The organism is Bordetella trematum (genome assembly GCF_900078335.1).
GTDB lineage: Bacteria > Pseudomonadota > Gammaproteobacteria > Burkholderiales > Burkholderiaceae_B > Bordetella > Bordetella trematum.
On the sequence record NZ_FKBR01000009.1, the window covers coordinates 24,048 to 44,354 of the forward strand.

The 20,307-nt window shown below is 66.7% G+C and carries 20 protein-coding genes; 14 read left to right on the forward strand and 6 right to left on the reverse strand.

What is annotated here, in order from left to right; genetic code table 11:
* Window positions 1-80: 80 nt before the first annotated feature.
* Window positions 81-455, forward strand: a complete 375-nt coding sequence (locus A7V84_RS02825; protein ID WP_025512734.1) for a tautomerase family protein — start codon at window positions 81-83, stop codon at window positions 453-455.
* Window positions 456-464: 9 nt separating this feature from the next.
* Here A7V84_RS02825 and A7V84_RS02830 read toward each other — a convergent pair whose 3' ends face one another.
* From A7V84_RS02830 to A7V84_RS02840, 3 genes are all read right to left on the reverse strand, one after another.
* Window positions 465-1,433, reverse strand: coding sequence for a Bug family tripartite tricarboxylate transporter substrate binding protein (locus A7V84_RS02830; RefSeq protein ID WP_025512733.1), 969 nt, complete (start codon window positions 1,431-1,433; stop codon window positions 465-467).
* 70 nt (window positions 1,434-1,503) lie between these two features.
* Entirely contained in the window at window positions 1,504-1,983 is a 480-nt protein-coding gene (locus A7V84_RS02835) for a MaoC family dehydratase (protein WP_033534501.1), read from the reverse strand.
* On the reverse strand, window positions 1,973-3,232 hold the full coding sequence (locus A7V84_RS02840; protein ID WP_063492656.1) for a CaiB/BaiF CoA transferase family protein: 1,260 nt from the start codon (window positions 3,230-3,232) through the stop codon (window positions 1,973-1,975). The genes A7V84_RS02835 and A7V84_RS02840 overlap by 11 nt, the downstream gene beginning before the upstream one ends.
* A gap of 73 nt (window positions 3,233-3,305) precedes the next feature.
* On the opposite strand from A7V84_RS02840, the gene A7V84_RS02845 reads away from it, so the two are divergent.
* The gene (locus A7V84_RS02845) at window positions 3,306-4,205 is read left to right on the forward strand and encodes a LysR family transcriptional regulator (protein ID WP_033534500.1); all 900 of its coding nucleotides are present in this window, start codon (window positions 3,306-3,308) and stop codon (window positions 4,203-4,205) included.
* A gap of 10 nt (window positions 4,206-4,215) precedes the next feature.
* Here the strand turns inward: A7V84_RS02845 and A7V84_RS02850 are convergent, their stop codons facing one another.
* Together A7V84_RS02850 and A7V84_RS02855 are read right to left on the reverse strand one after the other, a co-directional pair.
* The gene (locus A7V84_RS02850) at window positions 4,216-5,220 is read right to left on the reverse strand and encodes an acyl-CoA dehydrogenase family protein (RefSeq protein ID WP_033534499.1); all 1,005 of its coding nucleotides are present in this window, start codon (window positions 5,218-5,220) and stop codon (window positions 4,216-4,218) included.
* A 9-nt stretch (window positions 5,221-5,229) separates the two neighbouring features.
* On the reverse strand, window positions 5,230-6,378 hold the full coding sequence (locus tag A7V84_RS02855; RefSeq protein ID WP_025512728.1) for an acyl-CoA dehydrogenase family protein: 1,149 nt from the start codon (window positions 6,376-6,378) through the stop codon (window positions 5,230-5,232).
* A 231-nt stretch (window positions 6,379-6,609) separates the two neighbouring features.
* Between A7V84_RS02855 and bktB the strand changes: the two genes are divergently transcribed.
* The gene (gene bktB, locus A7V84_RS02860; protein ID WP_033534498.1) at window positions 6,610-7,791 is read left to right on the forward strand and encodes a beta-ketothiolase BktB; all 1,182 of its coding nucleotides are present in this window, start codon (window positions 6,610-6,612) and stop codon (window positions 7,789-7,791) included.
* A gap of 40 nt (window positions 7,792-7,831) precedes the next feature.
* Here the strand turns inward: bktB and A7V84_RS02865 are convergent, their stop codons facing one another.
* Entirely contained in the window at window positions 7,832-9,397 is a 1,566-nt protein-coding gene (locus A7V84_RS02865) for a gamma-glutamyltransferase (protein ID WP_063492506.1), read from the reverse strand.
* Between the two features lie 50 nt (window positions 9,398-9,447).
* Here A7V84_RS02865 and A7V84_RS02870 point away from each other — a divergent pair, with 50 nt between their 5' ends.
* The 11 genes from A7V84_RS02870 (at window position 9,448) to modA (ending at window position 20,300) form a co-directional block, all read left to right on the forward strand.
* On the forward strand, window positions 9,448-10,218 hold the full coding sequence (locus A7V84_RS02870) for a class I SAM-dependent methyltransferase (RefSeq protein ID WP_025512726.1): 771 nt from the start codon (window positions 9,448-9,450) through the stop codon (window positions 10,216-10,218).
* Between the two features lie 90 nt (window positions 10,219-10,308).
* Window positions 10,309-11,067, forward strand: coding sequence for a GntR family transcriptional regulator (locus A7V84_RS02875; RefSeq protein ID WP_033534546.1), 759 nt, complete (start codon window positions 10,309-10,311; stop codon window positions 11,065-11,067).
* Window positions 11,015-12,313, forward strand: coding sequence for a malonyl-CoA decarboxylase domain-containing protein (locus A7V84_RS02880; RefSeq protein WP_063492505.1), 1,299 nt, complete (start codon window positions 11,015-11,017; stop codon window positions 12,311-12,313). The genes A7V84_RS02875 and A7V84_RS02880 overlap by 53 nt, the downstream gene beginning before the upstream one ends.
* Window position 12,314: 1 nt before the next feature.
* Window positions 12,315-13,130 carry an enoyl-CoA hydratase/isomerase family protein gene (locus A7V84_RS02885; protein ID WP_025512723.1) on the forward strand — a complete coding sequence of 272 codons (816 nt, stop codon included), beginning with the start codon at window positions 12,315-12,317 and terminating at the stop codon, window positions 13,128-13,130.
* Window positions 13,131-13,135: 5 nt separating this feature from the next.
* A complete protein-coding gene (locus A7V84_RS02890; protein WP_025512722.1) occupies window positions 13,136-14,671 on the forward strand; it encodes a malonate--CoA ligase in 1,536 nt (511 codons plus the stop codon).
* Between the two features lie 178 nt (window positions 14,672-14,849).
* The gene (locus A7V84_RS02895) at window positions 14,850-15,818 is read left to right on the forward strand and encodes a Bug family tripartite tricarboxylate transporter substrate binding protein (RefSeq protein ID WP_025512721.1); all 969 of its coding nucleotides are present in this window, start codon (window positions 14,850-14,852) and stop codon (window positions 15,816-15,818) included.
* A 111-nt stretch (window positions 15,819-15,929) separates the two neighbouring features.
* Window positions 15,930-16,463, forward strand: a complete 534-nt coding sequence (gene sodC / locus A7V84_RS02900) for a superoxide dismutase family protein (protein WP_063492504.1) — start codon at window positions 15,930-15,932, stop codon at window positions 16,461-16,463.
* Window positions 16,464-16,659: 196 nt separating this feature from the next.
* Window positions 16,660-17,628 (forward strand): ABC transporter substrate-binding protein, encoded by a 969-nt coding sequence (locus A7V84_RS02905; protein WP_025512719.1) that lies wholly within the window; start codon window positions 16,660-16,662, stop codon window positions 17,626-17,628.
* A 122-nt stretch (window positions 17,629-17,750) separates the two neighbouring features.
* Window positions 17,751-18,641: an ABC transporter permease gene (locus tag A7V84_RS02910; protein ID WP_025512718.1), complete on the forward strand. Its 891-nt coding sequence runs from the start codon at window positions 17,751-17,753 to the stop codon at window positions 18,639-18,641.
* Window position 18,642: 1 nt separating this feature from the next.
* Window positions 18,643-19,437 carry an ABC transporter ATP-binding protein gene (locus tag A7V84_RS02915; protein WP_025512717.1) on the forward strand — a complete coding sequence of 265 codons (795 nt, stop codon included), beginning with the start codon at window positions 18,643-18,645 and terminating at the stop codon, window positions 19,435-19,437.
* A gap of 107 nt (window positions 19,438-19,544) precedes the next feature.
* Window positions 19,545-20,300: a molybdate ABC transporter substrate-binding protein gene (gene modA / locus A7V84_RS02920; protein ID WP_025512716.1), complete on the forward strand. Its 756-nt coding sequence runs from the start codon at window positions 19,545-19,547 to the stop codon at window positions 20,298-20,300.
* The last annotated feature ends 7 nt before the right edge of the window (window positions 20,301-20,307 follow it).

A 20,307-nucleotide genomic window follows, 5' to 3' on the forward strand; every position in this document is an offset into this window, starting at 1 on the left:
TCGGGCAGGGGGTTTTTCATGGCGCGGCCAGAACTGGCTGCGCACCGTTCCTTCCACCGACACGCCACCACGGATTCGAGATGCCGCTTCTGAACGTTCACATCATGCAAGGCCATACGCCTGCCGCCAAAACCGCTCTGCTCAAGGCGCTCAGCGATGCCGTGGTGCAAAGCATCGGGGCGCCGCTGGCCAGTGTGCGGGCCATCCTGCAGGAATATGCGGCGGCCGATGTGATCGTGGCCGGCGAGGTGGGCGCAGCGATGGCGCTGGTCAACGTGGATCTGATCGCCGGGCGCACCGTCGAGCTCAAGGCGGCGCTCATCCTGGCCCTGAACCAGGCGGTCAGCGCCAGCCTGGGCATGGATGGCAAGGATGTGCGCGTGGTGCTGCGCGATATCCCCAAGACCGACATGGGCGTGGCCAACGGCCTGAGCGCGATGGCTGCAGGCCGTTGATCGAGGGGCTTAGTCCAGATGGACGCCGGCAGTCTCGATGACGCCGCCCCAACGCTGGATTTCGGCGTTGATGTAATCGGCGTATTCCTGCGGCGATGAGCCCAGCGGCTGGGCGGCCTGCAGTCGCAGCTGCTCCTGCAATTGCGGTGCGCGCAGGGCCTGGCGGATCTCCTGGTTCAGGCGTTCGACGATCTGCGGTGGTGTGCCGGCCGGTACCACCACGCCTTGCCAGGCGCCCATTTCAAAGCCCGGGATGAGGGTTTCATCGACGGTCGGCACATCGGGCAGGGCCTCCAGGCGTTGCGGGCTGGTCACAGCCAGCGCGCGCAGCTTGCCGTCGCGAATGAATCCCAGCGAATCATTGACCGTATTGGCCATGACCTGCACCTGCCCGCCGACCAGGTCGGTCATCGCCGGGGCGCTGCCGCGATAGGGGACATGGACCGCGTCGATGTCCATCGTACCCAGCAGCAGTGCGGCGCCCAGGTGCGTGACATTGCCTGCGCCGGCCGAACCGTAGGAGAGCTTGCCCGCCTGCTTGCGCGCGTAGTCGACGAAGCTGCGGGCATCCTCGGCCGGCACCGAGGGGTGAGCCAGCAAGACCAGCGGGATCACGGCGGTCGAGGACACCGGCGTGAAGTCCTTGACCGGATCAAAGGCCAGCGAGCGGTAGAGGTTGGGATTGAGCGCGATGGACGAGGTGTTGTAGAGCAGGGTGTAGCCATCGGGCTTGGCCTGGGCGACGTGCTGCATGCCGATGTTGGCGTTGGCGCCGCCTCGGTTTTCAACGATCACGGACTGCCCCAGCTGCTCGCTGAGCTGTTTGGACAGAACGCGGGCCACCAGGTCGGTGGGACCGCCGGCGGGAAAGGGCACCACCATGGTGATCGGCCGGGCCGGCCAATCCTGGGCCTGGGCGGCGTTGGCGGCAAGCGAGGCTGCCGCGCCGAGGAAAAGGGCGCTTAGGGTTTTCTTCATTGTTTTGTCTCCTGGGTTGGTGGAGCCGGCACGCCTGCGGGAGGGCGGCCGGCGAGGCGGGCGGGCGGCCTCAGTCGGGTCGCCCAGCCAGCAGGCGGGTAGCGGTGTAGTGCATCACCGCTTCATCGCGCTGATTGCGGACATCGATGGCCGAGACGACCACGGCACGGTTGCCGCGCGAGGTGGGGCGCAGCCCGGTGATTTCGATATCGGCCCAGATGGTGTCCCCGGCCACGACCGGAGCCAGCATTTTCTTGTGCACTTCCAGCAGCGCCAGGCCGGTACCTTGCACCATGCCCTGCATGATCAGCCCTTCGATCAGGCCATAGGTGAGGGCGCCGGGGGCCGGGCGTCCCTGGATGGCACCCTTGCTGAAGGTGGTGTCGATGAAAATGGTCTCCAGCATGCCCGTCACGCTGATGAAGTTGACGATGTCGGTTTCGGTGATGCTGCGACGGAAGGTGCGAAAGCGTTGGCCGACCTGGAGGTCCTGCCAGTAGTAGCCTTCGCCGAGTTGCTGGATGGCGGATTGCGGGGAGTCAGCGGTCATGGGAGATTCCAGGGGCGGTTGAGAAAGTGGGGGCGGCTTGCCGTGCGGCGCCGCTGTCGAGCAGTTGCGCGACGGCCGCTTCGTCCAGGCCGGCCTGCAGCAGGACTTCACGGGTGTGCTGGCCCAGGGCCGGCGGCATGACGGCTGCGACCTCGGAGCGCTGCAGGCGCACCGGATTGCGCGGGCTGCGGTAGCGATGACCCGCCGGGCTTTCCAGCGTCTGGAAGAAGTCCACGCTTTGCAGGTGGGGATCCTGCTCCAGGTCTTCGAGCCGGTTGACCGGCGCGGCCGGAATCTGCACCCGCTCGCACAGCGCCAGCCAATGGGCGGTGTCATGCTGCCGGACGATCCGGCCGGTCAGTTCATAGAGCGTTTCGATATGGCGGGTGCGCGCGGCAATGTCCTGGAAGCGGGCGTCCCCGGCCAGCTCGGGATGCCCGCTGGCGATGAAGAAGTCGTGCCAGTGGGCATCGGTGTAGGGCATCAGGCAGAGGTGGCCGTCGGCGGTCTGGTAGGGCTTGCGCCAGGGCGTGGTGGCCCTGGGATAACCGATGGGGGCCGGCTGCTCGGCAAGGTGGCGGCCATAGTAGTGCTCGATCAGGAGAAAGGACGCCATGCTTTCGAACATGGGGACTTCCAGTTGCTGGCCCAGGCCGGTGCGTTCGCGTTGCAGCAAGGCGGCCAGAATGGCGTGGGCCGCGATCAATCCGCAGGTCTTGTCGGCGGCGACCGTGGGCAGGTAGCGCGGCACGCCACCCTGGCGATCCATCAGGTCGGCGAACCCCGACAGGCCCTGAATGATGTCGTCGTAGGCGGGGCGACCGGCATAGGCGCCGCCTTCACCAAATCCGTACAGACCGGCATAGACCAGACGTGGATGGCGGGCACAGAGAGGTTGCGGACCCAGCCCGAGCGCCTCCATCTTGGCCGGACGCATGCTGTGCATGAGCACGTCGGCCTGGCCCACCAGCGTCAGCAGCGCCTCGCGCGCGGCAGGCTGCTTCAGATCCAGCACGAGACTGCGCTTGTTGCGGTTCAGGCCGAGAAACATCGCGGCCAGCCCGGCTTCCTGCTCGGGACCGGTGCGGCGGGTGGAGTCGCCGGCGGGCGCTTCGATCTTGATCACGTCGGCGCCGTAGTCGGCCAGGATCTGCGAGGCGTAGGGGCCGAAGACCACCGAGGTCAGGTCCAGCACACGGATGCCTGCGAGCGCGCCATTCGCAGGGTTGGGAGGGAGGATGGAGGTCATCATGGGCCGGATCGTATCGGCGCCAGATATACTCGTCTAATATAGTGTTGATATTGAGTGATTGATATTTATTATGTCTATCGGATTGCGGCAGTTGCGGCAGTTTCTCGCCATCGCCGAGCTGGGCAGCTATCGGCGCGCTGCGGATGCGCTGCACATTGCTCAGCCGGCGCTCTCGGTTTCCATCCAGAAACTGGAGCACGCCGTCGGGGTGCAACTGCTTGAACGCGGTGCGCGTGGCGTCACCCTGACGCCGGCCGGGCAGGCCCTGATGGACGATGCCCGGCGCGCGCTGTTCCATGCCGAGCAGGCTCGCCAGGCTGCCCGCCGGGTGGCGCTGGGCGAGTGGGGCCAGTTGCGGCTGGGGTTCGTCGGCTCGGCCACTTACATGTTGCTGCCACGTTGCCTGCCGGCATTTCGCCGTGCCTATCCGGGCGTGCGGCTGGACTTGCGCGAAGGCAGCACCACCGGGCTGGTCGCCATGCTGCGCAGCAACGATCTGGACGCCTGCCTGGTACGCGGCCCGCTGGCCGATGACCCGGATCTGGACACCTGGCAGGTCGAGCATGACGACCTCATCCTGGCCGTGCCTGCCGGACATGCGCTCGCCGGCCGTGGCGAGCAGCCGCTGGCGGCGGCCCGCGGCGAAAGTTTCGTGATGTATTCGCCCGCCAAGGTGCCGGGCCTGCATGACGTGGCCATGGCGCTGTGCCGGCGCGCCGGGTTTGCGCCGCGTGTGAGCCAGGAGGCCATCCAGGTGCAGACCCTGGTCAGTCTGGTGGCAAGCGGCATGGGCGTGGCCCTGGTGCCAGGGGTCGCGCGCGCCTATGTCACGCCGCATGTGGCCTTCGTGCCGCTGGCCGACGCCGAGGCGCGCGCAGCCCTGTCGCTGTCGCTGGTCACGCAGCGCGAAACCACCTGCGCCAGCGCTTTGCGGCTGCGCGACAACCTGCTGGCCAGCCTGGCGCCCTGAGCCGGGCGCTTCAGGCCGGTTGCAGCCTGTCGAGCAGGTAGTCGAGCGCCGTGCGGGAGTCGGCCAGGGCGTCGGCGCCGATGCGCGCCTGCCAGAAGGTTTCGCTGCCGGCGGCGCGGCGCCAGGCCTGCAAGCGGCGGCTGTAGCGTTGCAGGGCGAACTCCTGGGTGATGCCAATGGCGCCGTGCACGGCATGGGCGCGCGTGCTCACCTGCCAGGCGGCCTGGCTGCTGCGGGCCTTGCCCAGCGCCGCCAGCATCGGCGCAGGCGCCCAACTGGCGCTGCTGAAGGCGAGTTCGCTGGCCATGCGGGCCGCCCAGGTCTGTTCGGCCATGATGCTGATGCTTTGCTGCACCGCCTGGAAGCGGCCGATGGGTTTGCCGAATTGGCGCCGGGTACTGGCGTAGTCGAGTGTCAGCGCCAGCACCTGTTCCAGTGCGCCGGCGATCAGGCCGGTATAGCCCAGCGCGGCCAGCAGGGCGAGCTCCGGGGCGGTTGCAGCGCCGGGCAAGGGCTGTACGGCGGACCGGTGCCAGCGCAGGCTGGCGTCCAGACTGCCATGGACGCTGTCGCGGCGCTCGCGCGCCTGGTTCACGGCCAGCAGGCAGGCCTGGCCATCCAGCCAGCCGAGGATATGGGCGCTGCTGCGGGCCCACGGCAGGTCATCGCCGTGGATGCCCTCGGCATCGCTGCGTAAGCCGTGGGGGGCGAGCGCGATGGGGCCGTCGGGCACGGTCTGGCCCTGGTGATGCAGCCAGGCCCGCGCCAGCAAGGTATCGGCCAGCGGGAAGGGAAAGAGATGCCGGCCGGCCTCGTGCAGCAGCGGCAGGATCTGAGGCAGGATCAAGCCCGCACCGCCGGCGTCTTCGGGCAGCAGCGCATCGGCGAAACCGGCGTCCTGGCAAGCCTGCCAGGCCGCCAGAGGGGGCGCTCCGTCTTCGGCCTCTTGCAAGAGGCCGGGCTGGCAGGTCTGGGAGAAAAAACGTTGCGCCGCTTGGGCAAGCAGATCGTCCATGGGGAGTCCTTATCTGAGGTCCAGGCCGCGGGCGATGATGCCGCGCAGGATTTCGCGCGTGCCGCCGCGCAGGGAGAAGGTCGGGCTGATCTGCTCCAGGTAGGCCAGGGTGCGCAACAGGGCCGCTGGCGGCGGCAGCGCCGGGTTGCGGCCCAGCGCATCGCCGATGAGCTCGGGGATGCGCTGCTCAAGTTCGGTGCCCAGATCCTTGACCAGGGCGGCCTCGATGGCCGGGCTTTGCCCTGCGGCGAGCTTGCCGGCCACCGACAGCGACATCGATCGCAGCACGGCCAGTTGCGCCAGCACATCACCCAATGTCTGTTGCGACGCGGCATCGGCGCCGTGCGCGCGGCAATGCAGCAGCCAGCCCTGCAGCAAGGCCATGCTGGAGTAGAGCCGCTCCGGCCCGCTGCGCTCGAAGGCAAGTTCGGCATTGACCTGCGCCCAGCCGGCCCCTTCCTCGCCGATCAGGGCGTCTTCGGGCAACAGCACGTCATCGAAGAACACCTCCGAAAAATGGCTGTCGCCGGCCAGGTCGCGGATCGGTCGGCAGGTCACGCCGGGCAGGCTCAGGTCGATGATGAACTGAGACAGGCCCTGATGGCGATCGCTGGCCTGGCCGGCGCTGCGAACCAGGGCGATCATGTAGTGCGAACGGTGGGCGTTGGTCGTCCAGGTTTTGCTGCCGTTCAGGCGCCAGCCGCCGGCACAGCGTTCGGCGCGGCTACGGATGCCGGCGAGGTCCGAGCCGGCGTCCGGCTCGCTCATGCCGATGCAGAAAAAAGCTTCGGCGCGGCAGATGCGGGGCAGATAAAAAGCCTTCTGCTCGGGGGTGCCGTAGCGCAGGATCAGGGGGGCGCTCTGGCGGTCGGCGATCCAGTGGGCAGAGACCGGCGCGCCGGCGGCCAGCAGTTCCTCGGACAGCACAAAGCGCGCGAACTGGCCACGGGCGGCGCCGCCATATTCGGTGGGCAGGGTCATGCCCAGCCAGCCCTGTTCGGCCAGCTGGCGGCTGAACTCCGCGTCGAACCCCATCCACGAACGAGCCCGCTCGGGCAATGACAGGCCGGCCAGTGCGCGGTTCAGAAAGGCGCGCAGGGGCGCGCGCAAGGCTTCGTCGTGCGCCGGGATGGCGGTTAATTCCAAAGTGTCGATCATTCACACGCTCCATGCCTGAAAGCCTGGCCCTGAACGCGGCGAAGGAGCACGCGTTCAGGGACGTACATGGGCGAACTATCTGGGATGAGCGATAGCCTGTCTAATAGTATTTTTCCCCTGAGTGATAACGTTTGAATATGGCCTGACGCGCCTGGGGGAAATCGCCGGCGGCTCTGGACAGCCACGCTGCGAGCGTTATGATGCACTGCACTAACCACCAGGAGGAATGGCATGAAAGAAGTGATCGTTGCGGCGGGCGTACGTACCGCGATCGGCGACTTTGGCGGTGCGTTGAAGGATCAGGCTCCCTGCGATCTGGGCGCCATGGTGATCCGCGCCGCGCTGGAGCGCGCCGGCGTCGAAGGGCATGAGGTCGGTCATGTGGTCATGGGCCATGTCATCAATACCGAGCCGCGCGACATGTATCTGTCGCGCGTGGCAGCCATGAACGCCGGCATTGCCAAGGAAACGCCGGCCTTCAACGTCAACCGCCTGTGCGGTTCGGGCCTGCAGGCCGTGGTGTCGGCCGCGCAGAGCCTGATGCTCGGCGATGCCGAGATCGCCGTGGCCGCTGGCGCCGAAAGCATGAGCCGCGCGCCCTATATTGCGCCGGCGCAGCGCTGGGGCGCGCGCATGGGCGACAGCGTCATGGTCGACATGATGACTGGCGCACTGTCGGATCCGTTTGGCCGCATGCACATGGGCGTGACGGCCGAGAACGTGGCGGCGCGTTTTGGCATCAGCCGCGCCGACCAGGACGCGCTGGCCGTGGCCTCGCACCAGCGTGCCGCCGCGGCGATCGCGGCCGGCCATTTCAAGGATCAGATCCTGCCCGTCACCCTCAAGACCCGCAAGGGCGAAGTGGTGTTCGATACCGATGAGCATGTGCGCGGCGACGTCACCCTGGAAGGCCTGGCCAAGCTCAAGCCGGTGTTCCAGCGCGAGAACGGCACGGTGACCGCTGGCAATGCCTCGGGTCTGAATGACGGCGCGGCCGCGCTGGTGCTGATGCAGGCCGATACCGCCGCGCGCCGTGGCGTCAAGCCCCTGGCCCGCCTGGTGGCCTATGCCCACGCCGGCGTGGATCCGGACATCATGGGGATCGGTCCGGTGCCGGCTACCGAGGCGGCGCTCAAGCGCGCCGGCCTGACCGTCGATCAGCTCGACGTGATCGAGGCCAATGAGGCCTTTGCCGCCCAGGCTTGTGCCGTGGCCCGCGAGCTCAAGCTCGATCCGGCCAAGGTCAACCCCAACGGCAGCGGGATCAGCCTGGGGCATCCTATCGGAGCGACCGGCGCCATCATCACCCTGAAGGCGCTGTATGAACTGCAGCGCATCCAGGGCCGCTATGCCCTGGTGACCATGTGCATCGGCGGCGGCCAGGGGATCGCCGCCGTGTTCGAGCGGGTCTGATGCGTCGGGGGGCGGGCGCAGGGCCTGCCCCGCGCCGGCCCTAGCCGGCGATGGCGTCGCCCCAGGGCGACATGATCTCCGTGCAGCCCTGGTTGCCTTGCGCATCGCGCAGCACGCCTGCGGGGCAGGCGTAGGCATAAGGGTAGACCCCGCGTCTGGCCTGCACCTGCCGGAAGCGCGCAGCCAGTGCGCTGCGGGTTGCGTCGTCCAGTGCCGGGTCCACTACCAGAGTGTCGGTGCTGGCGTCGATGCGGGGGTGGTGGAAAGCTTCTTCCAGCGTCATGCCATAGTCCATCAGGAATGACGTCAGTTGCAGCACGGCGGGCAGGATCTTGCGCCCGCCCGAGGCGCCGAGCGCAAAGCGGCGATCCGCCTGCACGCCGACGACCGGGCAGATATTCATCAGGCAGCGCTTGCCGGGACCCAGCGAGTTGGGTTTGCCGGGCTCGGGGTCGAACCACATGATGCCGTTGTTCAGCAGCATGCCGGTCGAGGGGGAAACCACGTGCGACCCGAAAGCCGACAGCAGAGTCTGCGTCACGGCGCACAGATTGCCGTGGCGGTCGACCACACTGAAATGGGTGGTGCAGGCCGGCGTGCGCGGGTCTTCGTTGTCGCCCATGTTCTCGAAGCGCCATTGGTATTCGTCGAGCAGCACCTGGGCGTAGGTTTCGAAGGCCTGTGAATCCGGGCGGCTGGCGGGTTGCAGCTGCTGCGCCAGGCGGGCCAGGCAGCGCGCCAGATTGGGGCCTGCCGTCATCTGGGGCGTGGCGTAGACCGTGCCGTCGCGATAGGGCACGGCCAGAGCGTCGAACCACTGGGCCTCATAGGCCCGCAGGTCATCGCGAGACAGGCAGCCCCCCTTGGCCTGCACGTCGGCCGCGAGCGCAGCACCGATGTCGCCTTGATAGAAGGCCTGCGCGCCTTCTTCGGCCAGCTGGCGCAGGGTCTGGGCTGCGCGGCGCATGTCCAGGCGGCGCGAGGCCAGCGCCGTCCAGCCTGCCGTCTTGGGCCAGCAGCCCTCATCCAGAAACATGGCAGCGGCGTCGGGGTCGCGCGCCAGCCAGCGCGCCGATCCGGTGATCATCAGCGAGGTGTACCAGTCGATCAGCGGACCTTGCTCGGCCAGCGCGATGGCGCCTTGCAGCGTGTCGCGCCAGGGCAGGCGTCCGTAGGCCTGATGGGCGGCGGCCATGCCGGCCACGGTGCCCGGCACAGCCACGGCGGTCGCGCCACGGCAGTTGCGGTCCTCGACCACGGCAGGCCAGGGGAACAGGTCGGCCGAGACGCCGCCATCGGCGCTCAGCGGATAATCGGCCGGGTTCAGGGCGCCGGGCGAGCGCATGCCGAAGTGCACCACCCGCGTCTCCTTGCTGTCGGCGCGGTGGATCACCATGGCGCCTCCGCCCATCGGGCCGCTCATCCACGGCTCGACCACGCCGGCGGCGAAGGACGTCGCCACGGCCGCATCGACCGCATCGCCGCCGGCCGCGAGGATGGCGGCGCCCGCTTCGGCGGCCTTGCGATGCTGCGAGGCCACCACGCCATGCGCGCTGCGCAGGACGGTCTTGTGGACGGTTTGCGTGGATGAGAAGTTGTCAGACACGATAGGGCTCCGTAAACGAGGGGGCGGGGGGGTGTCGATACAATGCCCCGATGTCACGACGCAAGCAACCCTCAGAACTTGACCAGCCCTCGATCTCCGAAGGCGATGGCATCCGTTATCTGCACTTCGGCAGCGAGTGGATCCAGGGCGCCATGCGCATCCGGCGTCCCTCCGATCTGGTGCTGGAATACACCGCACAGATGATGGCCTGGCTGCTTTTTCTGGAGCCGCCGAAAGAGTCTTCGATCGGCCTGTTGGGCCTGGGCGCAGGTTCGCTCACGCGCTATTGCCTGAAGCACACGCGCAGCCAGCTCGACGTGGTCGAGTGGAACCCGCAGGTCACTGCCACCTGCCAGATGTTCTTCCGCCTGCCGGAAACGGCGCGCCTGGACATTCATCACCAAGACGCCGGCGTGTGGGTGGCCGACGCGCTCAACGCCGGGCGCTGCCCGGTGCTCATGGTGGACCTCTACGATGCCCTGGCCGAGGGGCCGGTGCGCGACAGCGTTACTTTCTATCGCCATTGCCGCCGCGTGCTGGGCGAGGTCGGCGTGCTCAGCGTGAACCTGTTCGGCCGGCATGAAAGCTTCGGACGCAACATCGAGAATCTTTCCAAGGCTTTCGACGACCGGATCATCCTGTTGCCCGAGATCGACGCCGGCAACCAGATCGTGCTGGCCTTTAGCGGCCCGCCGCTGGCGGTCACGCCGGCCGAGCTGCTCGAACGCGCTGAAGTGGTGGAGGCCACCTATGGCCTGCCAGCAAGACGCTGGGCGCGTGCCTTGCTGGGCCATGCGGTGGACGGCGTGCTGCACCTCTAGCGCCGCGGGCGGGCTGCGGGTTTTTCCCAGGGAAGACAAAAGTCGGGGATGTCTTTACCATGGCTGTAATTATGAATTATGGAACAGGCCATGGCGGCTTCCGCTCCCATCATCCGGCAGGCGCTGTATCTCGAAGTCGCGGAGCGGCTGCGCGACATGATCCGCTCCCACGAGCTGGTGGGAGGGCAATGGATCGATGAGCTCGCGCTGGCCGCCGACCTGGGCATCTCCCGCACGCCCTTGCGCGAAGCGCTCAAGGTGCTGGCCAACGAGGGGCTGGTCCGGCTGGAGCCGCGCCGCGGCTGTTTCGTCAACGAGCTCTCGGTGGACGACCTGGAAAAGATCTTCCCGCTCATGGCGATGCTGGAAGGACGCTGCGCCTACGAGGCCGCGCTCAAGGCCACGCCGCAGCAGGTGCAGGCGCTCGATGGCCTGCATGTCAGCCTGCGCGAGCAGGCAGAGGCCGGGCTGGCCGATGCCTATTACGACACCAATTACCGCATCCACGTGGCGATCGAAGCGCTGGCCGACAACCAGTGGCTCTCTGACATGGTGGACAAGCTGCGCAAGGTCGTGGGGTTGTTCCGTCACAAGAGCCTGGCCTGGCCAGGGCGGCTGCAGGAGTCCTGCGCCGAGCACCTGGCCATATATGCCGCCTTGCAGGCGCGTGACCCGGAAGGCGCCGAGGCGCTGACCCGCAAGCACCTGCTCAGGCAAATGGATGCGTTGCGCCATCTGGCGCAGCAGGAATCGCCCGCCGCTCGCCGGCAGGCAACGAAGTCGGAGGAAGCGGATCATGGCATCGAAAGACAATCGCAGCGTCATCGTGCAGAGCGAGCAGGAGGTTGAGGAGGCCCAGGCGCCCGGCGGCCTGCTGGCTCGTCTGGCGCGCCTGCTGGAACGTGACCGCCTGAGCGACAGCGACGTGGCGGCGCTGTTCGAGGCCCGTGCCACGGACGTGCGCGCCAACAAACTGGCGCAGGCCTGGCGCGAGGCCTATCAGCAGGCCGATAACGCCCGCCGCCGCAGCCTGCTGGCCAGCCTGGTGCGCGGCCATGCGCAGGGGCAGGGCGGGGCCGACGCAGCCGGGCGGTTTTTCCGCCGCCTGAATGCCCAGACCGACGGGCTGCGCTTCCTGGTGGCGCTGCGCGCCGACATGCTGCGCTGGCGCAAGCAGGTCGCCGGCGTGGGCGTGCTGGAACAGGCGCTCGAAGGGCTGCTGTCGGCCTGGTTCGATGTCGGCCTGCTGGAGCTGCGTCCGCTGACCTGGGATTCGCCGGCCTCGCTGCTGGAAAAACTGATTCTTTATGAGGCGGTGCACGCTATCCAGTCATGGGATGACCTGCGCCACCGCGTCGCCTCCGAACATCGCCGCTGCTATGCGTATTTCCATCCGCAGATGCCGGATGTGCCGCTCATCTTCGTCGAGATTGCGTTTGATGCCCGCATGTCCGACAGCGTGCAGTCTTTGCTGGACACGAGCGGCCCCAGCCAGGATCTGCGCAAGGCGCGCTGGGCGATTTTCTATTCCATCTCCAATACCCAGGAGGGCCTGCGCGGCATCAGTTTTGGCAACTTCCTGCTCAAGCGCGTCATCGAGCGCCTGCTGCAGGAGTTGCCGCAGCTCAAGTCCTTTGCCACCCTGTCGCCGATTCCGGGGTTCAACGCCTGGCTGTCCAAGCTGGATGGCGTGCAGGTGGAGGCCATCGTGCGTGGCCAGCCGGACGACAAGGCCAAGCCGCAGGCGCCCCGTCGCGCCGGCCCCGACGGCCAGCGCTGGATCGAACGGTTGCGGCGTGGCGCCCGCGGGAAACCCTCGGAGGCGGTGCGCCGCGCGGGCCTGAAGCTGGCGGCCCACTATCTGATGGGCCTGCGCAATGGCGCGCCGCTCGATCCGGTGGCGCGCTTCCACCTGGGCAACGGCGCTCGCCTGGAGCGCCTGAACTGGGCCGCCGACATCTCGGAAAAAGGCCTGGCGCAATCCAGCGGCATGATGGTCAATTATCTCTACGTGCTGGATGATCTGGATGACAACCTGGCGCGCCTGGGCGACGGGCGCATCGCCGCCAGCCGTAGCTTCGCCAAGGGGAACTAGCATGACCACGCAAGCAACCGTCAACCCGCAACCTGCCGCAGGCAAGGTGATTCTCGAGCGCGAAGGCGCGCTGGCCAAGGTGGTGTTGTCGCACCCCGGGCGCCTGAATGCCATCACGGTGGGCATGTGGCAACAGCTGCGCGAGACTTTCATCGCCATCGCCGCCGATCCGCAGATACGCTGCGTGACCGTGCGCGGCGCCGATGGCCAGTTTGCCGCCGGCGCCGACATCCGCGAGTTTCCGCAGGTGCGCGCCGATGAGGCCGCCGTGATGCGCTATCACCGTGACATCCTCGCGCCGGCGCTGGCCGCCGTGGCCGCCTGCCCACAGCCGGTGATCGCCGTGATCGAGGGCGTGTGCGTGGGCGGCGGCATGGAGATTGCCGCCCAGTGCGACCTGCGCATCGCCGCCAGCGGCGCCCGTTTCGGCGTGCCCATCAATCGATTGGGCTTTCCCATGGCTCCCGATGAAATGCGCGGCCTGCTGGCGCTGGTCGGGCGCGCCAACACCTTGGCCATCCTGCTCGAAGGGCGTGTGTTCGATGCCCAGGAGGCGCTGCGCATGGGCCTGTTGACCCGCGTGGTCGAGGCGGCCCGCCTGGACGAAGAGGCGCAGGCCAGCGTGCAGGCCATCCTGCGCGGCGCGCCGCTGGCGGCACGCGCCAACAAGCAGATCGCCGCCCGCCTGACGGCCAGCGCCGCCGCCCTGAGCGAGGCGGAGTACCAACACTTCTTTTCCTATGCCGACAGCCGCGACCACAAGGAGGGCGTGCGCGCCTTCCTGGCCGGCGAAAAACCGATTTTTCATGGAGAGTGACAACGGTGAGCAATGCCAACCTTTACGCCGTGCTGGCGTCGGGCTTTCCCGCAGACCGCAGCCAGGTAGCGCTGGAAACGCCGCAGCGCCACTACACCTGGGATGACCTCGACCAGGGCAGCGCGCGGCTGGCCAATCTGCTGGCTTCACTGAACCTGCCCGAAGGCGCGCGCGTCGCGGTGCAGGTCGAGAAGTCGCCCGAAGCCTTGCTGCTGTATCTCGCCACGCTGCGCGCGGGTTACGTCTACCTGCCGCTGAACACGGCTTATCGCGAAGCCGAGGTGCAGTACTTCCTGGAAAACGCCGAGCCGTCGGTGGTGGTGTGCTCGGGCAAGAACGAAGCGTGGGTGAAGCGGGTGGCGCAGGCCGCCGGCACGGCCCATGTCTATACCCTCGAAGAAGATGGCAAGGGCTCGCTGATGACGGCGGCCGAGAAACAGCCGTCCGCCTTCGAGACGGTCGTGCGCCAGGAGGACGATCTCGCTGCCATTCTCTACACCTCGGGCACGACCGGCCGCAGCAAGGGAGCGATGCTGTCGCATGGCAACCTGGCTGCCAACGCGCGCGTGCTGCATCAATATTGGGGCTGGCACGAAGGCGATGTCCTGCTGCACATGCTGCCCATCTTCCATGTCCACGGGCTGTTCGTGGCATCGCACGGCGCGCTGCTGGCCGGGGCGCGCATGATCTGGCTGCCCAAGCTCGATCTGGAGCAGGCCTTGCAGTACCTGCCGCGCAGCACCGTGATGATGGGCGTGCCCACCTACTACGTGCGCCTGCTGGCCGATCCGCGTTTCACGCGCGAAGTCTGCGCCAACATGCGGCTGTTCATCTCGGGTTCGGCGCCGCTGCTGACCGAGACCTTCAACGACTTCCGCGAACGTACCGGCCACACCATCCTGGAACGCTATGGCATGAGCGAAACCGTCATGCTGACCTCCAATCCCTATGCCGATGGCAGCGGCGAGCGTCTGGGTGGCACCGTCGGGCGCGCCTTGCCGGGGGTGGATGTGCGCGTGGTCGATGATCAGGGGCAGGCCTTGCCGGTGGGCGAGATCGGCAATATTCAGGTGCGCGGCGCCAACGTGTTCTCGGGCTACTGGCGCATGCCGGAAAAAACCCGCGAGGAATTCACTGCCGACGGCTGGTTCAAGACGGGCGACGTGGGCCGCTGGGGCGCGCCGGATGGCTCGGCTCCGGACGATTATCTGTCCATCGTGGGCCGCAGCAAGGACCTGATCATCTCGGGGGGCTACAACGTCTATCCGAAGGAAATCGAAAGCGTGATCGACGACATGCCCGGGGTGGCGGAGTCGGCGGTGATCGGCGTGCCGCATCCCGATTTCGGCGAGGCGGTGGTGGCGGTGGTCGTGCCGCGCGCCGGCGCGCAACTCGATGCCGAGGCGATGCAGCAGGCCCTGCGCGACAAGATTGCCAACTTCAAGGTGCCCAAACGCATCCATGTGGTTGAGCAACTGCCGCGCAACACCATGGGCAAGGTGCAGAAGAACGTGTTGCGCGACACCTATCACGCGTTGTGATGGGCGAGCCGGGAAAGGGGAGGCCTTCCCGGCTTTTTTTGCCAAAAGGAGTGGTCCAGCTCAGTACATGAATGACAGCAGTGCGTGGTGGTAGATCGCCGCAGCGCCAAGGCGCGCGGTGCAAAACAGGTGGCGTTCCCGAGGCGCCCCAACTAGAACGATCCAAGGAGGAGACCCCATGAAGCACCGTAAGATCTTTACTGCATTGGCCATCGCCGGCTCGCTGGTGAGCCTGTCAGCCCAGGCGGCCTGGCCGGAACGCGCCGTCACCGTCATCGTGCCGTTCCCGGCTGGTGGCGGCACCGATACCTTCGCCCGTCCGCTGGCAGCGCAGCTTGGCCAGCAACTGGGCCAGAGCGTGGTGATCGACAACAAGGGCGGGGCCGGCGGCACCTTGGGCGCGGGCGTGGCCGCCCGGGCCAAGCCGGATGGCTATACGTTTTTCATGGGCGGCGCGCATCATGCGCTGGCCCCGTCGCTCTATCGGCGCCTGAATTACGACATCCAGAAAGATTTCGTGCCGGTGGCGCTGCTGGCTCAGCCGCCACAGGTCATCATTGTCAACAAGGACAAGTTGCCGATCAAAACCCTGCGCGAGCTGGTCGATTACGGCAAGGCCCACCCTGGAGAGCTCAATGTGGGCAACGCCGGACAAGGCAGCACCCACCACCTTGCCGGCGTGATGTTCGCCACCCAGAACGGCCTGGATGTCATGGATGTGCCATACCAGGGCGCCGGCCCCATGCTGACGGCGCTGATGAGCGGGCAGGTCGATGTCGCATTCGATGGGCTGGGATCCTCGGCCGGCCATATCCGGGCCGGCAGCGTGCGGCCGCTGGCGGTGGCTGCGGCCGAGCGTTCGCCATCCTTTCCCGATATCCCCACTGTCGCCGAAGCCGGCCTGCCCAAGTTCGAAGTCTCGACCTGGTATGCCTTGTGGGCCCCGGCCGGCACGCCGGACGAGGTGGTCCAGAAAATGGCCGATGAAGTGAACAAAGCCCTGCAAAGCGACAAGGTCAAGGAAATCTGGAAGACCAACGGTTCGACCACGCCACAGATGACGCGGGCCGAATTCGGCGCGTTCGTCGACAAGGAGATCGAGCGCTGGAGCGAGGTCGCCAAGGGATCCGGCGTCGTGCTGGACTAGCGGGGACAAAAGGCGCGCTTGGTCGGAATCTGCGGACAGTCCGAGGCAGCGGGGAGGAGGTGGATACACTGGGACAGGCCGCAAGGGGCGGCCATCTCTGGAGGTATACCGATGAAGTTTCCCTGGAAAACCACCTTTTTTTCCCTGGCGCTGGGCCTGTCCGGCCATGCAGCCGCACAGAGCGTCGAACTGTTCATGGCCGGCCCGGCCGGACCTGAACAGTCGGTCGGCACTGTCACCCTGTCGCAGACACCTTACGGCACGTTGCTGACGCCCGACCTGCACGGCCTGCCTCCCGGCATTCATGGCTTTCACCTGCACGAGAAGCCGTCTTGCGAGCCGTCGCAGGTGGATGGCAAGACCGTGCCGGCCGGCGCAGCGGGCGGCCACTGGGACCCCAAGAAGACCGGCGCGCACAAGGGCCCCTATGACGACAGCGGCCACCTGGGCGATCTGCCGGCCATCTACGTGAGCGCTGACGGCAAGGCCGATTATCCGGTGCTGGCGCCGCGACTGAAGCTCTCGGACTTTCCGGGGCATGCCTTGATGGTGCACGTGGGCGGCGACAACAACAGCGACCATCCCAAGCCGCTGGGCGGCGGGGGCGCCCGCATGGCCTGCGGCGTGGTGCCGCCAGCCAGGTAAATGGCGCCTTGCGAGGCCGTGCCGCCGTGGGCGGCCTTGCTGCTTCTTAGGGGTTTCCCCCGTTGACGCTCCCGCGCCACTTTTTCGGGCCGCAAGTTAGACTACGGGGACTCTCGGCCGGCGCATCGGGCCAGAAGCCCTTTGCGGTGCCAGGAACCAGACAAACATATACCCCATTGGTGGAAGGAGCATTTCTATGCGGAGCGGGAAAAATCTTTTTCTGACGGCAGGCGCCCTGGCCCTCGCACTGGCTGCGGGCGGCGTCATGGCGCAGCAGAAATCCGTGGCAGTGACCGCAATCGTGGAGCATCCGGCGCTGGACGCGGTCCGTGATGGCGTCAAGGAAGGCCTGAAGCAATCGGGTTTCACCGTCGACAAGAATCTCAAGTGGCAATATCAAAGTGCGCAGGGCAACACCGGCACCGCCGCCCAGATCGCCCGCAAGTTCGTGGGTGACAACCCTGACGCCATCGTCGCCATCGCCACGCCCTCGGCGCAGGCCGTGGTCGCGGCCACCAAGACCGTTCCCGTGGTGTATTCGGCCGTCACCGACCCGGTTGCCGCGCAACTGGTGCCGTCGATGGGACCGTCGGGCACCAATGTCACTGGCGTGTCCGACCTGCTGGCCCTGGACAAGCAGATCGAGCTCATCAAGAAGGTTGTGCCTGATGCCAAGCGCGTGGGCATGGTCTACAACCCCGGCGAGGCCAACTCGGTGGTGGTCGTCAAGCAGCTCCAGGAACTGCTGCCCAAGGCCGGCATGACGCTGGTCGAGGCCGCCGCGCCGCGCACGGTCGACGTGGCGGCCGCCGCACGCAGCCTGATCGGCAAGGTCGACGTGATCTACACCAACACCGACAACAACGTGGTGTCGGCCTATGAGTCGCTGGTCAAGGTCGGCAATGATGCCAAGATCCCGCTCATTGCCTCGGATACCGACAGCGTCAAGCGTGGCGCCATCGCGGCCCTGGGCATCAACTACCATGACCTGGGCGTGCAGACCGGCAAGCTGGTCGGTCGCATCCTCAAGGGCGAAAAGCCCGGCGAGCTGGCCTCCGAGACCAGCACCAAGCTGGAGCTGTTCGTCAATCCGGGGGCGGCAGCCAAGCAAGGGGTGACGCTGCCCGAGGCCCTGATCAAGTCGGCGACCGAGGTCGTCAAGTAAGGCGACGGCCTGCGCTGTCGTTTCAACCACGCCAGGCGGGCCGTGCAACGGCCCGCCTTTTGAATCTATCCCTGGTCTGAAGCGTTGTCCCGGTTCACAAGACGGGGATGACCGAGATGCTTATGTCTTTATTCGCCTTGCTCGGTGCACTGGAAATCGGCTTGATTTTCAGCCTGGTGGCACTGGGCGTCTTTATCTCCTTTCGCTTGCTGCGATTTCCCGACCTGACGGTCGATGGCAGTTTCCCGCTGGGCGGCGCCGTGGCCGCCACCCTGGTTTCCTCAGGTTGGGATCCCTTCCTGGCGACCGTGGTCGCCACCTTTGCGGGCGCGCTGGCCGGTCTGGTGACGGGCTGGCTGAATGTGCGCCTGCGCATCATGGATCTGCTGGCCAGTATCCTGATGATGATCGCGCTTTACTCCGTGAACCTGCGCATCATGGGCCGCCCCAATGTGCCGCTGATCACCGAGCCGACCATTTTCTCGATTCTGCAGCCCGATTGGCTGAGCGATTATGTGGCCCGACCGTTGATCCTGGTGGTCGTGGTGCTGGTGGCCAAGTTCTTGCTGGACTGGTATTTCGCGACCCAGAGCGGTCTGGCCATGCGGGCAACCGGCTCGAATCCTCGCATGGCGCGCGCGCAGGGCGTGAACACTGGCGGCATGGTGCTGGCGGGCATGGCGCTGTCCAACGCGCTGGTCGGCCTGGCGGGCGCCCTGTTTGCCCAGACCCAGGGCGGCGCCGACATTTCCATGGGCATCGGCACCATCGTGATCGGCCTGGCGGCGGTCATCGTGGGCGAGAGCATCCTGCCTTCGCGGCGGCTGGTGCTGGCCACCCTGGCGGTCATCATCGGTGCCATCGTCTACCGTTTCTTCATCGCGCTGGCCCTGAACAGCGACTTCATCGGCCTGCAGGCCCAGGACCTGAACCTGGTGACGGCCGTGCTGGTGACCATCGCGTTGGTGATTCCCATGCTCAAACGCCGCCTGCGCGGCCAGAAGGGGCGCTGACATGCTGAGCGCAAAAGACCTGACCATCACTTTCAATCCGGGCACGCCCATCGAGACCCGTGCCCTGCGCGGGCTGTCGCTGGAGATTCCGACCGGCCAGTTCGTCACCGTGATCGGCTCCAACGGCGCCGGGAAATCGACCTTTCTGAACGCCATTTCTGGCGATCTGCAAGTAGATAGCGGCAAGATAGAAATCAACGGCAGCGACGTCACCCGCTGGCCGGTCTGGCAACGCGCCGGCCAGGTGGCGCGGGTATTCCAGGATCCCATGGCGGGTACCTGTGAAGACCTGACCATCGAGGAGAACATGGCCTTGGCGCAGTTGCGCGGCAATCGGCGCGGCCTGAGCCGTGCGGTCAAGGCCGCCATGCGCGAGGTGTTTCGCGAACGGCTGGCCACGCTTGGGCTTGGCCTTGAGAATCGTTTGTCGGATCGTATCGGCCTGTTGTCGGGTGGCCAGCGTCAGGCCGTCAGTCTGTTGATGGCAGCGCTGCAACCGTCGCGCATCCTGCTGCTGGATGAGCACACGGCGGCGCTGGACCCGCGCACCGCCGACTTCGTGCTGCGTCTCACGGAACGGATTGTGTCCGAAAATCACCTGACCACCATGATGGTGACCCACAGCATGCGTCAGGCGCTCGATGTGGGTGAGCGCACCGTCATGCTGCATCAGGGGCAGGTGGTGCTCGACGTCAGCGGCGAGCAGCGCAAGGGCCTGGAGGTCGGCGACCTGCTGGCCATGTTCGAGCGGGTACGTGGCGAAACCCTCGCCGACGACGCGCTGTTGCTGGGCTGAAAAACGGCGCCGCCTGCGGGCGGCGTCTTTTTGACTAGCGTTATGTACCTGCGTATATTTCGCTTACATCACCCCGGCGCCGCCGGATCTGTCACCTGAGGAAGATCATGCAGTTACGCACCCGATTTCTGTTCGCGGCGCTGGGCGCCGTTTTCGCGACTGGCGCGGCGCAGGCCGCCGATCTGACCGTCTCGGCGGCTTCGAGCCTGACCAACGCCTTCAAGGAGCTCGGCCAGGCGTTTGAAGCCAAGCATCCGGACACCAAGGTCGTGCTGAACTTCGCCGCCTCGGACGTGCTGCTGCGCCAGATCGAACAGGGTGCGCCGACCGATGTGTTTGCCTCGGCCGACCAGACCGCCATGAATCGGGCCCAGGAAGCCAAGGTCATCCAGCCGGCGACCCGCGTCAACTTTGCCGCCAACGCCCTGGTGCTGATCACGCCGGCCAGCGGTGGCGTGGACATCAAAGGCCCCGGGGATCTGACGGCCGAGCGTGTCAAACGCGTGGCCTATGGCAATCCGGCCTCGGTGCCGGTGGGGCGCTACACCCAGGCAGCCCTGGAAAAACTGGGTCTGTGGGCGGCCGTCTCTGCCAAGGGCGTGCCGGCTCAGAATGTGCGCCAGAGCCTGGATTATGTGGCCCGCGGCGAGGTCGAGGCCGGTTTCGTGTTCGCCACGGATGCCGCCATCATGCCCGACAAGGTCAAGGTCGTGGCCACGGTGCCCACGCCGCAGCCGATTACCTATCCCATCGCCCTGACCACCCGCGATACCAATCCCCAGGCCGCCAAGGCCTTCGTGGAATACGCACTCTCGCCGCAGGGGCAGGCCATTCTGTCGCGCTACGGCTTCCAGAAGCCCTGAGGGTGCG

What these genes read in the sequence shown, in the direction of transcription:
- A7V84_RS02825 (WP_025512734.1), top strand. Translation starts at nt 81, where the DNA reads ATGCCGCTTCTGAACGTTCACATCATGCAAGGCCATACGCCTGCCGCC.
- A7V84_RS02830 (WP_025512733.1), bottom strand. Translation starts at nt 1,433, where the DNA reads ATGAAGAAAACCCTAAGCGCCCTTTTCCTCGGCGCGGCAGCCTCGCTT.
- A7V84_RS02835 (WP_033534501.1), bottom strand. Translation starts at nt 1,983, where the DNA reads ATGACCGCTGACTCCCCGCAATCCGCCATCCAGCAACTCGGCGAAGGC.
- A7V84_RS02840 (WP_063492656.1), bottom strand. Translation starts at nt 3,232, where the DNA reads ATGACCTCCATCCTCCCTCCCAACCCTGCGAATGGCGCGCTCGCAGGC.
- A7V84_RS02845 (WP_033534500.1), top strand. Translation starts at nt 3,306, where the DNA reads ATGTCTATCGGATTGCGGCAGTTGCGGCAGTTTCTCGCCATCGCCGAG.
- A7V84_RS02850 (WP_033534499.1), bottom strand. Translation starts at nt 5,220, where the DNA reads ATGGACGATCTGCTTGCCCAAGCGGCGCAACGTTTTTTCTCCCAGACC.
- A7V84_RS02855 (WP_025512728.1), bottom strand. Translation starts at nt 6,378, where the DNA reads ATGATCGACACTTTGGAATTAACCGCCATCCCGGCGCACGACGAAGCC.
- bktB (WP_033534498.1), top strand. Translation starts at nt 6,610, where the DNA reads ATGAAAGAAGTGATCGTTGCGGCGGGCGTACGTACCGCGATCGGCGAC.
- A7V84_RS02870 (WP_025512726.1), top strand. Translation starts at nt 9,448, where the DNA reads ATGTCACGACGCAAGCAACCCTCAGAACTTGACCAGCCCTCGATCTCC.
- A7V84_RS02875 (WP_033534546.1), top strand. Translation starts at nt 10,309, where the DNA reads ATGGCGGCTTCCGCTCCCATCATCCGGCAGGCGCTGTATCTCGAAGTC.
- A7V84_RS02880 (WP_063492505.1), top strand. Translation starts at nt 11,015, where the DNA reads ATGGCATCGAAAGACAATCGCAGCGTCATCGTGCAGAGCGAGCAGGAG.
- A7V84_RS02885 (WP_025512723.1), top strand. Translation starts at nt 12,315, where the DNA reads ATGACCACGCAAGCAACCGTCAACCCGCAACCTGCCGCAGGCAAGGTG.
- A7V84_RS02895 (WP_025512721.1), top strand. Translation starts at nt 14,850, where the DNA reads ATGAAGCACCGTAAGATCTTTACTGCATTGGCCATCGCCGGCTCGCTG.
- sodC (WP_063492504.1), top strand. Translation starts at nt 15,930, where the DNA reads ATGAAGTTTCCCTGGAAAACCACCTTTTTTTCCCTGGCGCTGGGCCTG.
- A7V84_RS02905 (WP_025512719.1), top strand. Translation starts at nt 16,660, where the DNA reads ATGCGGAGCGGGAAAAATCTTTTTCTGACGGCAGGCGCCCTGGCCCTC.
- A7V84_RS02910 (WP_025512718.1), top strand. Translation starts at nt 17,751, where the DNA reads ATGTCTTTATTCGCCTTGCTCGGTGCACTGGAAATCGGCTTGATTTTC.
- A7V84_RS02915 (WP_025512717.1), top strand. Translation starts at nt 18,643, where the DNA reads ATGCTGAGCGCAAAAGACCTGACCATCACTTTCAATCCGGGCACGCCC.
- modA (WP_025512716.1), top strand. Translation starts at nt 19,545, where the DNA reads ATGCAGTTACGCACCCGATTTCTGTTCGCGGCGCTGGGCGCCGTTTTC.